The organism is Mesorhizobium sp. M0698, from assembly GCF_040320455.1.
In the GTDB taxonomy this organism is placed as follows: Bacteria; Pseudomonadota; Alphaproteobacteria; order Rhizobiales; family Rhizobiaceae; genus Mesorhizobium.
The window spans coordinates 29,834-42,557 of the sequence record NZ_JAMYPQ010000016.1; the positions used below are offsets into that span (position 1 = coordinate 29,834).

A 12,724-nucleotide genomic window follows, 5' to 3' on the forward strand; every position below is an offset into this window, starting at 1 on the left:
GCCCGCAGGCACCTGTTGTGACGGTTCGATCGAATGCGCATTGTCTTGACCCGGCGCGAACCTTTGGATTCGCCTGATGGCGTGAGCATCTTCATTGTGGCACTTGCCCAGGCGTTGCTCGAACTGGGGCACCAGGTGCAGATCGTGGTCGGCACCTTCGAAAGCCGCGCAAAATTTCAGCGACTTCTTTCGCCTCGCCTCGAGTTGCCGATAATCGGATTGAGCCGCACGCCTTTGACCGGACCGGCCTCAGTCGCGGCATGGCTGCGGGCGATCGGTATCATCAATCGGTTCCGGCCGGACCTTGTCATCCACAGCGAGACGGTGCCGCTACCGCTGCGTGGCACGATCGTCCAGATCGTTCACGATCTCGAGAGGCGGAAAGGGGCGCTTGCGGCAGCATGGCGAGCCATTCGACGCGCGAGCATGCGGCACTGCCACTACGTCGTCGCCTCCACGACCGAGCTTCAGGAGGAACTGGTGCGAGATCTTGGGCTGCCAAGGGACCAAATCCTGAAAATTCCCAAATGCATCGATCGCCAGTCATATGCGTCTCGTGGGCTGGCAGAGCGCGAGCGGGCAATCCTCCATGCCGGCACGTCGCCCTACAAGGTGCCGGAGGCGACGATCCGGGCATTCGGCGCCCTCAACGACGCATCCGTAACGCTTTACGTGACGGGTGACATCACAAGCCCGGTGCGAGAGGCGGTCGACGCTCTTCCTGAAGCGATACGGGGGCACGTGGTCCTTCTCGGGATGGCAGAGGGAGCACGCGTTCGCGAACTACACAGCCGCGTTCGCGTCGCCGCTTTCCCCACGCGCTATACGGTCCCTGTCGCCTCGGCAACGGTGATGGAGGCGATCGCCACCGGCACGCCCATCGTCGGGTCTTCAAGGCTCAGCCGGGATCTGCTCGCGGATGGCGTGAATGGGGCAGTGGTCGAACCACAGGCCGAGGCGATGGCCGCAGCGCTGAAGGCTGTGCTGGACGATGATGACCTTTGGTCGCGTTTGTCGGCAGGTGCCCGCGACAGGGTTAGACAGTTCGATGCTCACAGTGTTGCAAAGCAATATCTGGAGCTCGCGAACCCCTCTGGATTGCAGTCCGACATCGGAATCTCCGTGAAGGGGGAGGAAGACAAAGGGATTGACGAACCGCGGCTCGCAGATCGTCAGCGGCTTGTCGGGCCCCTTGCGTCCCATTCCCTCAACGCTTCTTACGGTTGGGCAGGGCGGTGATCATCGGCTACTGTCGTATCAACACCTTCGAACCCGCTGCCAGGCTGGAGGCGCAAAAGCTTTATCTTGCCCGCTTGGGAGCCGAGAAGTTCTTCTGCGAGAAGACTGGCATATTCGGTTCGACGCCGGAGCTCGAGAGGGCGATCGCATGTGTCAGGAAAGGAGACGTGATTGCGGTCACGAAGCCGTACCGTGTTGCGCGCACAACCCGCGAAGTGCTGGCGCTCATCGAAAGGCTTGGCAGCAAGGATGTCGGTCTTCGCATCGTCGACACACCTATCGATACGAGCACGACGACGGGACGCATGATTCTTGCATCAGCGCCTCTGTGGACGCTTGGGATGTCCCCGTCGCGGTCAATGCTGTCAGACCTGCTTTTCTTTTGGCGTCGTCGTCGGTAGGGCCTCGTCGGATCTCTGCTCACTGCCAGTTGAAGGCAAGCCGCAATGGCGGTCTGGGATCAAATACCTTGCGCTCGATGGACCAACCGGCATGCACGGCCGCCGTTTTCCAGATGATGTTGCCGGGATTGGCGAGCGCGTAGACGCAGCAGTCCCTAACACTGTGCTTTTCAGCGCCTTCTGATATCCGGGTATGGAACGACAGGCCGTTGGAGGTCGGGGCGTCCCTGCCGTCCCGTGGCTCATTGTAGGTGTCCCGGGTGCGGCAGCGGCTGAACGCGCAACCGCCACTGCCGACCTTACCCTGCGGAACGGCCGAGAAGGCGCCGTTGCCCTGTTGAACGGCATCGACGTCATCGACCCGACAATTGAAGCTTCCCTCCAGCATGACGCCAGCGCCCGTGGGGCTGTTGTTGTAGAAGACGAGTCCACGTCGAATTGTACAGCGATCCGAGTGAAAGGCGGAAATATTGTCCTCGGTCCAGGAGGTGGGACCGTTCTCGGCCGAGAATTCTTCCAGGCTCGTATCCGGAGAGCGGTCGAACTGCACATTCTGTCCACGGGGGAACGGCCCGCGCGCGTCGTGGAGTTCGAGGAAGCCCATCTGGGTGCCTGGACAGTCGAAGACATAGATATTGGAGGAGCCGCGGGACGCCTTGACACGGATGATGATCGCATCGGGGCAGCTTTCCAGCTGTATGTTGTTGCGGTTCTGACTTGGTTCGGTCCCCGAGGGGGGAACGCCGACATGATCGATCTCGAGATCCTGCAAGCGTATTCCGGCGGCTCCGCGGGCGTATATTCCGCTGCCCATGGCATGACGAATGCGGCAGCTGCGGACGATGACGCCCTGATGGAGTGCCGTGATCCCGTTGCCATAGGGGGCGTAAATGTCAAGATTTTCAATGATCTGCCCATCCGCGCGCGTGAGCACGGGTCCGCTTGGACGCGCAAGGGAGACGGCACCCTCGAACCATTTATCGCCCGATCGCCCCTGGGCCAGAGGCACCGCTGCACCGACGGCACCCGAGGCAGGCAGCGCTAGCAGCCCGGCAAGGAGACGGCGCCGATTAAGGTGCCGGGGTTCAAGAGACTGCCGGGCGCGCAACATGAAATCTATCAGCCCGCCCAGTTCGGGTGCCAAACGTCGACTCGGCTTGTGCGGAGACGTCGAGGTGGCCAACGCGATGCAGATAAACCCTACCTCTCGGCAAGGCGGCTTCTTCGGTCAGGTTGTCGTCAGGCATCCCCATTTTCCCCCTGTGCGCCAGCGGCGCAGGTTCCTGAAGAATGCACATCGGCGGCAGGCTTATGCACGCACAGCACTCCACACACCATCTCTCCATTCTGGCCGCCGCGAAAGCCCTTCATAAGGCTTAACTCCGATGGGCAAAGTGCCATCGGCCGGATTCCCTGCCATTCTCTGAAGCTGGTAATAAGCGGAGCGCGAGGCGATGTCGGTTGAAGCGGACGTCTTTGACTATGTGATCGTCGGAGCCGGGGCGGGAGGTTGCGTCTTGGCCAATCGTCTGGCGGCTGACGGGACCAATATGGTCTGCCTGCTCGAGGCGGGCCCGGCCGACAGCAGCATCCTTCTGCACATTCCGGCGGGACTCTACAAGACATCCTCGAATCCGAAATATGCCTGGCAGTTCGACACGGAGCCTAGTCCGGGGACGGCCAACCGTTCTATTCCGATGTCGCAGGGCAAGACACTAGGCGGTTCGACCGCAATTAACGGAATGAACTACAACCGCGGCGCGGCTGCGGACTTCGACGAGTGGGCCCACCAGGGCAATCGAGGCTGGGGCTACGCCGACGTGCTCTCCTATTTCAAGAGAACCGAGCGGAGGGTTGGGGCATGCGATTCCTTCTACCGCGGGACGGACGGACTGCTTCCAGTTACAGATTGCGATTGGCGACATCCACTATGTGATGCATTCATCGAGGCCGCGCTCAATGCCGGCATCCCGCGTAATCCCGACTACAATGCAGCAAGCCAGGCCGGTGTGGGCTACTATCAGCGCTATATCGATAACGGATGGCGCGTGAGCGCAGCGCGGGCTTTCCTACGGCCGATCGCCAGAAAGAAGAACTTGGACGTCCGCACGAACGCGCAGGCCACGGCCGTCCTGTTCGAGGGAAAGCGTGCCATCGGCGTTCGATATGGACGAGGAGGGCCGGGTCATCCCACGAGCTGTGTGAAGGCCCGTCGAGAGGTGATCCTCTCCGCTGGCGCGGCGAACTCACCAAAGCTGCTGCAGCTGTCAGGCGTGGGTGCTGCGAGTATGCTCTCCGGCCTTGGAATTCCGGTTGTGCACGAATCCCCCGGTGTCGGTGCAAATGTTCAGGACCACTACATAGTCCACCTGATCGCCCGGGTGGAGGGCATCGAAACGGTCAGCGGACACGGCTTCGCCCTCCTGCGCGAGGCAGCGAAATGGATGCTGGGCCGCCCGAACTTTCTCGCCGTCAGCCCGTCGCTCGTCTACGGGTTCGCCAACTCGCGGGATCTTCACTCCACCCCCGATATCCAGCTTGACCTTGCCCTGGGCAATTATACCGATCACGGCGGCGCGCGGCGGTTGCCGGTCATCAAGCTTGGCTATTATCAGTTGCGGCCGAAGAGCATCGGACATGTTCGGGCGGTCTCGGCAGATCCGTCTCAAGCGCCGCTGATCCAGCCCAACTATCTCGCCGATGATCAGGACCGACAGGTCGTCATCAACGGCATGAAGACTGTGCAGCAGCTGTTTCGGGCCCCCGAGCTCAGGCGCTACAACTGCACGGAAGAGCTTCCCGGCCCGAAAACAACGGACGACGCCGACCGGCTGCAGTTTGCCCGCGAAACCGGGCTGACAGCCTATCATTTGTGCGGATCGTGCCGGATGGGCCCATCCGCTAGTGTTGAATCTGTCGTGGACGACCAGTTGCGGGTCCACGGCCTCGAGCGCCTGCGGGTCGTTGATGCTTCCATCATGCCCTCCGTTCCCTCGGCCAACACTTCGGCCGCTGTCTTTATGATCGCGGAAAAGGCGGCAGACATGATCCTGGGTCGGCAACCCCTCCCGGCACTGGAGCACTATGCGCCGGGCCAACCTGCGGCGGCCGAATAGTTGAAAATCGAATGACAAGTGCCGGGAGAATTCCTTGAAGAGACGTACACTGGTTGCCTCTGAATTCAATGCGAAGGACCGGGCTCACTTTGCGTCGGCGTATGAGTTTTGCCGCATCGTTGCCGAATGCGAGGATGCCGATCTGATCGCCCCTGGCATCGACAACTACCTAACGAGACGCTTTCACGCCGTTTTGCCAAAGCACGACCCTCACAACGTCCAGCGTGACTTCAACAGACTGACAAACGCGTTTCGCAAAGGGCTGGGGTTAATGAATGCGCCAAGCATTGAGCATGTTCGGCTCACGCAAGATTATGACCTTTTCTTCTTCGTCGCCTGGAGTCCGCAAAGCCTTGTAGAATTGTCTCGGATCCACGACTGGCGCCGCCGATGCAAGGTTGCTGTCGCGTATCTGTTCGAGCTCTGGTCGAGCACTCTCGAAGAGGACCGCCGATATCTGAAGCTCCTGGACCAGTTCGACCACGTGTTCCTGTTGCACAGCGCGTGCATACCTCGCCTGCCTCAATACACCCGCACGCCCTGTTCCTTTCTTGCCACGGCTGTCGACGGCCTCATTGCAACGCCGTACCTATCGCCGGTCAAACGCGTGATCGACGTATACTCGATCGGCAACCGAGCCGCGAAGATACACGGACAGCTTCTGAAGCTGGCCGAAGAGCGGGACCTCTTCTATCTCTACGACACGCTCGCAAGCACAGATTCCCGGGTGAAGGCGTGGCATGAGCATCGTTTGCTGCTCGCCAATATCATCAGGCGCACGCGCTATTTCATGGCTTTCAGTCCAGCGACGCTTGCAAACTCGAAGGCCGTCACGGTTGCCGGCGAGCAGGTGCTGCCTGCCCGTCTTTTCGAAGGGGCCGCGGGGGGCGCCGTCATGCTTGGGACCGCGCCGCAATGCGCCGAATTCGGCGCGCACTTCGACTGGCCAGACGCAGTGATCGAGGTATCACCAGACTCGAGCCATATCGCAGACGTAATTGGCGAACTCGACGCAAACCCCTGCCGTACGGAATTGTTGCGCCGGACAAGTACGGTCCGTTGCCTGGAGATGCACGATTGGGTCTACCGTTGGGATCACATCCTAGCCACGATCGGCATGCAGCCGCTCCCACGCCTCCACGTTCGCAAGCTCCAGCTGCGACGGATCGCCGCCGATGCTATGGCGCTCGCCTAGACGATCAGGCCCTAAAAAATGAGACCCGGTTTCGGGTTCGGCGCTCAGCGGTGCCCAAACAAAGAGAAAGGGCGGCAGTTTCGAACCGGTCGCTTCCGTCGGAGCGTCCGCCGCTCCAGGCCTGCGCGCGAGAGCATATCATTTCGAGGTACTCGAAAGGCTAACAGGCGCCGGAAGCGGGCAAGAAAGGTCGGTGCGTCCGCCGGCTCTACCCTTTGGGGTTAGAGCTTATGCCGAATTGGATTCGCGCAGTGTCGCTGCCATTCTCTGGCCATTCCCCGTGCTACCGCAGCCACCGCAATCGAACTTCGCGTGAAGGGGCAATGATCGCAGGCGACGGGTGCCACGTCACGCTGGGCACTCCGGTGGTTTTCAGCAGAGGAGGAGGGTCGTCGCGATGTTGGTCGATGAATGCGGCTTCGAACGCAGGTGAACGTCATGGCACTTCTTCATGAAGCCCCCCGTGCGGGCGCCACGTCAAACGCACCGCGGTGGAACGTGCCCCTCAAGGTCAATGTTCTTCTGCAGTCGTCTCCGCTTCTCGAGGCAATGTCCGTCGTGCTGCTCAGCATCGCCTCGGGAATGGTATATAATCTTGTGAGCTTCGGACATTTCGGCGAGTACGGCCGGAACTTCGGGCTGGGTGTTGTTGTAGCCGCCCTTTTTTCGACTTCCGCATATGCGCGCGGCCTGTATCTGAGTTCCGAGCTGCGGTCGCTGGCCTCTCAGATCAAGGAGGTCGCGCTGATCTGGACGGCGGTCTTTCTTTGCCTGTCGGTTGTGGCGCTTGCACTCAATGTGGGAGACATGTTTTCGCGCGAAGCCGTCATGCTGTTTTTCGTGACGGGACTTGGCGGCATCATCTTCGTGCGCCTGGGCGCCGGACGACTGTTTGCCTCGCTGACCAGATCGGACATGCTTGCCAAACCGCAAGTAGTGATCGTAACCCAATCGGACGTGCGCGTGCCAAGTGGCGTTGTCCAGGCAATCGAGGCTTCCGGATGCCAGGTCTGCCAAACGATTACATTGCCTGCTGCATCCAGCGAGAGCTCGCTCCTTGAGTGTATGGATAAGCTCATTGAACATGTGCGTCGGCGTTCGGTCGACGAGATAGTCCTTGCTGTCAGTTGGGCTGACATATCCCTGATTGAGAAAATCACGGCCCACCTTTGCGTGGTCGCGGTACCCGTAAGGCTCCTTCCGGACCACGTCGTTAGCGCGCTCTTGAAGCGACCTGTCGTCAACCTGGGGGGGACGAGGGCGATAGAATTGCAAAGCGCGCCCCTGACGGCGCCTCAGCTCCTGATGAAGCGGCTCTTCGATCTTGTGCTGACCACTGTCGCCCTCCCATTTCTTCTGCCCCCTTTGGCCGTTGTAGCGGCGCTGATTGCGCTCGAATCCAGGGCGCCGGTGCTCTTCTGTCAGCGTCGGGCCGGGTTCAATGGCCGCACGTTCAAGATCTATAAGTTCCGAACGATGACGATCCTGGAGGACGGGCCCGTTGTCCCTCAAGCCTGCAGGGGCGATCCCCGCGTCACCCGCGTTGGGCGCATATTGAGAAGGTTCAGTATCGACGAGATTCCACAGCTATGGAACGTGCTGAAGGGCGACATGTCGTTGGTAGGCCCACGGCCGCACGCGCTCGCGCATGACAGCGAATACAGCCAGATCATCTCTCTTTATCCGGCTCGGCACAAGGTGAAGCCGGGGGTCACCGGCTGGGCACAAATAAATGGCTGGCGCGGCGCGACGCCTGATGTCTACATGATGATCAAGCGTGTCGAACACGATATGTGGTACGTCAACAACTGGTCGGTCTGGCTCGACGTAAAGATCCTGCTTCTGACCATCCCCCGCATCTGGACGGGGCGAAACGCCGTCTAGCCCAACTTTGCCGATTCGTGTGGCAAGTGATTGATTTGCAAGGAGTGGCGGCTGGCCGACGACCCATCGATTAACTGCCAAGCGACACCCCAATCGGAAAAAGCGAACCTCTTCTTTGACGTTATCAATTGAATACGACTTTGGGTGAGGCTCGACACCATGAGAGGTGCGGCTCTACTACAAAAGGCGCTGTTACAGAACAACTGAATGCAAGCGATGATCAGTGCGAAAAACAGCGACCGCTCAATGCATAACCTGCGACTTCAAGCAAAAGTGCCGGCACGGCAACGGCGTTGGCAAGTTACCGCTTTGGGAGCGGAGGGGAATGCTATGACTCGAACGATTGACGAAGATCGTGTCTCTCTGGTCGTGAGTTCCACTCGAATCGAACGATCTCCACGCCCAGACAAACGAGGATGACGGCTTCTGTGAGCCCGCAACAAACCCGAACCACTGACCGAACTGCGGGGCCTCCCCTTGTAGAGTATGCTACGGCGAGGTTAGTTCCCCAAGGTCGGCTTGCATGCATCAAAGGGCAAAACATCCTGCTCAGTTCAACGCAGGGGGTAGTCTTTGCGCTCAATGACACTGCGGCGGATATCTGGCGCTCGCTTGAAGAAGGCGTGCCGGTCCAGGCTATCTTGGGCGAGATGGCAGCCCGTGGCGTTGATAGGCAAGAGGCCTATGGCTATGTCGAGGCTGCCCTTCAAGACTGGGAACGGCTCGGCCTAATCCAGCCTGCTCCACCGCCGTGCCCAACCGCAGCTCATCAACATATCTGCCAGGTCGTTGCTGTTCCAGGCGTGTGTGTGCGCATACTGTATCCGGCTGCCGTCGCCTTTCCGGCCGCGACCGTATTTCAGCATCTCGAAGTTCGAAACAGGGCCGTCGACGTCCTATTCCATCTGGTTGAGCGTGGGCAGCGGATCCACCTGTTCCGGGATGGCCACTGGACTGATTCCTGTGGTCGAGACGGGATACCCATTATGGTCAAAGGGCAACTGCTGGCCGAAGTGCTTGGGCACAGTGAATATGAACTCGCCCTGCATGCGGCGGCGCTGTTCAAGAACGGCCGCACGCTCCTCCTTTGTGGTAACCCTGGCTCGGGCAAGACGACCCTGACATTGGCGCTGGTTCACGCGGGGTTTGGCTTCGCGGCAGACGATGTGACACTTCTCGACTCGGCCGGACAGGGTATCGGCCTTGCTTTTGCGCCTTCAGTCAAATCGGGATCATGGTCCATTCTCGGACAATATTTCCCCGAACTCGGCAGGTCTCGGGTTTACCGGCGTCCCGATCGCAGGCGTGTGCGTTTTCTTGTGCCTAGGGATCATGTCCCTCCCGTTCCCCGGCCCGTGGGCTGGGTGGTCTTGCTCTGTCGGACGCAGGATGCCAAACCTTCCCTGCGCGTGATTGACCCGAGCGAGATCTTGGGTGGCTTGCTGAACGGCGCCTTTGCGCGGAATAAAGAGCTAAGTAGCACTGCGTTCGACGTTCTTTGCCAAGTCATCCGATCGGCAGAGGGCTTTTGCCTGACCTATGCCAAATTGGGTGACGGGTTGGAACTGCTGAAGGCGGCGTGCCGATGAAGCCCACCAGGGATGCGTTCGAGGCCCTGATCGCGGGACTTAACGGGCGCCTGGTGGTAACGGCCGACTGGCTGGCGGTGATTGCACTCGCCAACCACACTCTGCTTACGCCCGTCTTGTTCGCCACTCTTGCGCACACGGGCCAGCTTGACCGGCTCCCCGAAGAGGTGGGCCAGTATCTTCAGTTCATTTACGGCTGCAACCGGGAACGCAATTTGCGCTTGCGCAGGCAGCTGAATGAAGCCGTTGCTGCCCTCAATCAGGGGAGCGTCGTTCCGGTCCTGCTCAAAGGGGCCGTTCCCTTGTTCCTTTCGTCGAGCGGCAGGGTTCCCGACAGAATCATGAGCGATCTCGACTTGGCTGTGGAAACGACCAAAGAAGGGGCTGCCCGGGCTTGTCTTGCCAAGCTTGGCTACGCCGAAGTGACGGTCGCTGGTGGCATGGCGCGCCCGCAAGATGTCGGTCTCCTGGAGCTCCGGCCGTACCGGGAGATTGACCGCGAGCCCCCGAGGCTTGCCCGGCGTCACGGCCTTAGGGCGAAAATCCCCGCCCCACAGTCGAGGGCCCTCCACTGGATCATGCATGATCTCATCAAGGAGGCGGACTACTGGCGCGGAAGGACCGACTTTCGCCACCTTTATGATCTGGCACGGCTGGCGGAACAGCATAAGCTGGATTGGGCGATGCTCCGAACATCCTTGCCCGATCAGAACGCGCGGAATGCGTTCGATACCCAACTCTTGGCCTTGAGTCACTTCTTTGGCGTCAGAGCACCGGCGCAATATGTGCGGCGTCCCTTGGTTCGCTTTCAACACTGGCGGCGCGTCTTCCCCTTGTACCATCCCGTCCTCGGCGTTCCATTGCGCCTGGTCGGCAATTCGCTGTGGGGTATGTGGCGACTCCTACATGGCGATGGCTCGGGCCGACGGAGTCCGCTCGACTTTGGACGCCGCGCCACGAGCATCCTCCTTGACGGCGATCTCGGGTCAAAAGTGTAGTAATACTTAATTTCCTGAAGTGTGTCTTGATGGCGACTTGTCTTCATAACACCCATATGTCACATTATGGCGTTAGATGTCATGTTAGTTCAGGACTGTTATTCACAAGATTGGAGTACATTTCGATGAAGAGCAGGAAATCTTCCAAAGTAAAGACAGACAAACGTATCCCAGAAGAACAGGCGCGTCGTGAATTTCTAAAGAATGCCGGGCGTTTTGCTATTGTAACACCTCCATCCATTGCTCTGTTGCTTGGGACGAGCTTAAACTCGCAAGCTATTGCCGCATCGCATGGCGCACCTCCCGGACATGGGGGTCCTCCTGGGGGTCCTCCTGGCCGACCATAGATGACGCGTAGCCCGAATAGACGCGGCGCGAAAATCTGCAGAAAGCTAGTTCGAGTCACCTGTCCTGCACGCAAGAGCGCGGAAAGTGTCGGCCCCACTGCGCTTGTAGAGGCGGAGACAGGGGTCGAGCGGGCCATCCGCGCCGGAGCCGGCGAACGCGTGCTATGACTGCAGACCTTTTTCGAGGTGTCAGGCATCATCATCATTAGTCACGCGTTACGCATCGACGCGTGTCCGCCGGAGGAGAGAGTGCGCTGGATATGACGCCGGCGGTCCTGGGCGCCCCCCAACCCACGGGCCGTCGCAGTGCCGGCGCTACGTTCGGGCCCATGAGTGACGGCAGCAACTGGTCACGACTGCCCATCTGCTGCCCATCTGCGCTATTCGTCCTTCCTGCTGGATGATCATTCGATCTACCGCCGACAGGGGGTTCGGCCTGTAGGTCAGATCACAACAGTCTTTCCGTCTCTCCGCAACCCTTCGACGGCCCGGATCGGTGCTCGATTGCCATCGCTGTCCAAATTGGAATCAGGCTCATCGAGCACGACGAAGCTCGGCTTGCCAAACAGGGCGCGCGCGAGACGGACCGCTGCCGCTGTCCACCCGACGGTCCGACTCCATCCTCCCGACCTTGGTCATATACCCGTTGGGGAGGCGCTGGATCATTTCGTGCACAGAGGCGTGTGTTGCCGCCTCGGTCACCTGCGCATCGGGCCGCGTCCGCTCGGAAGCGCGCAATGTTGTCGCGCACGCAACCGGAGAACAGCTCGATATCCTGGAGCGCGGTGCCGAGTTGGTCCGGACCATAATAGCGCAGATCGTCGCCATCGAGTCGCACGCACCCTTGCGCCGGCGGCCATGCACCCACAAGCGAAGTCTTCAGCGTGAACGTCGCGCATGACGACCGGCGTGTTCGTGCCGGGGCGAGGACGAAAAGGTTCTCGACGGAAACCGTACCCCTGACGTCAGGCAGACGCACGAGTCCGGCAATGGGCGGTTCTCCTGGAATATGCGCTCCAGGCGCGCATGGGCGCTGCGCGCGGACAGCGGATACCGGTGCACCATGACCGGATAGCGGGCTCCATCCCGAGCCGCCGGCCGCTACCGTGCGGCCGTTCCCAAAGCGGCCTGACGGCGTGCTACGAACGGCTCGCGATGGCGCAAGATGTCGACGAGAGCCGAAGTACGATCGGGTAGGCTGGCGTGGAAAAAGGCGGGGCTATGGGCTCTGGATGCGCGCGCATCTGCCTTCCTGCTGGTCAGGAGACGAGACAGCCGGCCGGGTGCTCCCGCACCGCAAGCGGACGCGTTTGACTGGAGAGAAGCAAGCACCGGTCTCCTGCGACTATCTATAAAGCTTGCCGCAGCGCATATGCGGAATCGGCGGCTCCTCGCAGTGACGATAGAGCTGTTCCCGACCCGCTACGCAGATCTGGGCCTTTAGCGATCCGACCGGATCGTAATGCCCGCCTGAATAACCTCGGAATTGCACGAACTTGTCTCAGTGCCGAGGCGATCGCTGCCTCAAGGATCAGAGTATCCGTTCGACGAGAAGCCATGTCGCGCATCGCGACGCCGGCGACCCAGGCGCCGGCAATGACGCAGTCGACACGTCATAGCCCTCGGGCAGCTCCAGGATGAAATCGTGAACGCCGGCGAGCGATGCCCGCTTCATGGCATAGCCGGATCGGCGAGCGCGATGTTCTCGCGAATGGACCGGTTGAAGAGCACGTTCTCTTGCAAGAAGACGCCGATCTCACGTCGAAGCCAGGTTGGGTCGACCACCGGCACATCGACGCCATCGACCAGCATCACAGGCCAGCTCGCTTCGACACAGCATAGGCCTGCGCCGCAAGGCTTAGGAAAGACGTCGCTCGATGACCGAAAGAGCCAGTTCCTCTCGACGCCACGGCGTCAGACGGGCATTCTTGTGGATGTTCATTTAGTACCCTCCG

8 protein-coding genes and 1 pseudogene are annotated in these 12,724 nt (G+C 60.3%); 7 read left to right on the top strand and 2 right to left on the bottom strand.

The genetic code is table 11. The features are described 5' to 3' along the window. The first annotated feature begins 33 nt into the window (after positions 1-33). Together NKI16_RS25400 and NKI16_RS25405 are read left to right on the top strand one after the other, a co-directional pair. Positions 34-1,239, top strand: coding sequence for a glycosyltransferase family 4 protein (locus NKI16_RS25400; protein WP_352923819.1), 1,206 nt, complete (start codon positions 34-36; stop codon positions 1,237-1,239). Continuing rightward, positions 1,236-1,640 (top strand): recombinase family protein, encoded by a 405-nt coding sequence (locus tag NKI16_RS25405; protein ID WP_352923821.1) that lies wholly within the window; start codon positions 1,236-1,238, stop codon positions 1,638-1,640. Before NKI16_RS25400 ends, NKI16_RS25405 begins: the two co-directional genes overlap by 4 nt. 19 nt (positions 1,641-1,659) lie before the next feature. Here NKI16_RS25405 and NKI16_RS25410 read toward each other — a convergent pair whose 3' ends face one another. Beyond that, the gene (locus NKI16_RS25410; RefSeq protein ID WP_352923823.1) at positions 1,660-2,784 is read right to left on the bottom strand and encodes a hypothetical protein; all 1,125 of its coding nucleotides are present in this window, start codon (positions 2,782-2,784) and stop codon (positions 1,660-1,662) included. Between the two features lie 310 nt (positions 2,785-3,094). Between NKI16_RS25410 and NKI16_RS25415 the strand changes: the two genes are divergently transcribed. From NKI16_RS25415 to NKI16_RS25435, 5 genes are all read left to right on the top strand, one after another. Next, a complete protein-coding gene (locus NKI16_RS25415) occupies positions 3,095-4,756 on the top strand; it encodes a GMC family oxidoreductase (protein WP_352923825.1) in 1,662 nt (553 codons plus the stop codon). Positions 4,757-4,790: 34 nt separating this feature from the next. Next, the gene (locus NKI16_RS25420) at positions 4,791-5,951 is read left to right on the top strand and encodes a glycosyltransferase (protein WP_352682359.1); all 1,161 of its coding nucleotides are present in this window, start codon (positions 4,791-4,793) and stop codon (positions 5,949-5,951) included. A gap of 438 nt (positions 5,952-6,389) precedes the next feature. After that, positions 6,390-7,835: an undecaprenyl-phosphate glucose phosphotransferase gene (locus NKI16_RS25425; protein ID WP_352682362.1), complete on the top strand. Its 1,446-nt coding sequence runs from the start codon at positions 6,390-6,392 to the stop codon at positions 7,833-7,835. Positions 7,836-8,263: 428 nt separating this feature from the next. Continuing rightward, on the top strand, positions 8,264-9,424 hold the full coding sequence (locus NKI16_RS25430) for a PqqD family peptide modification chaperone (protein WP_352682365.1): 1,161 nt from the start codon (positions 8,264-8,266) through the stop codon (positions 9,422-9,424). Further along, positions 9,421-10,422 carry a nucleotidyltransferase family protein gene (locus NKI16_RS25435; RefSeq protein ID WP_352682367.1) on the top strand — a complete coding sequence of 334 codons (1,002 nt, stop codon included), beginning with the start codon at positions 9,421-9,423 and terminating at the stop codon, positions 10,420-10,422. The genes NKI16_RS25430 and NKI16_RS25435 overlap by 4 nt, the downstream gene beginning before the upstream one ends. Positions 10,423-12,381: 1,959 nt before the next feature. Here the strand turns inward: NKI16_RS25435 and NKI16_RS25440 are convergent. Beyond that, a pseudogene (locus NKI16_RS25440) lies at positions 12,382-12,581 on the bottom strand (metal ABC transporter permease); the annotation flags it as partial. Positions 12,582-12,724: the final 143 nt, after the last annotated feature.

Coding starts and splice junctions, on each gene's coding strand:
- NKI16_RS25425 (WP_352682362.1), top strand. CDS start 6,390: ATGGCACTTCTTCATGAAGCCCCCCGTGCGGGCGCCACGTCAAACGCA.
- NKI16_RS25415 (WP_352923825.1), top strand. CDS start 3,095: ATGTCGGTTGAAGCGGACGTCTTTGACTATGTGATCGTCGGAGCCGGG.
- NKI16_RS25435 (WP_352682367.1), top strand. CDS start 9,421: ATGAAGCCCACCAGGGATGCGTTCGAGGCCCTGATCGCGGGACTTAAC.
- NKI16_RS25400 (WP_352923819.1), top strand. CDS start 34: ATGCGCATTGTCTTGACCCGGCGCGAACCTTTGGATTCGCCTGATGGC.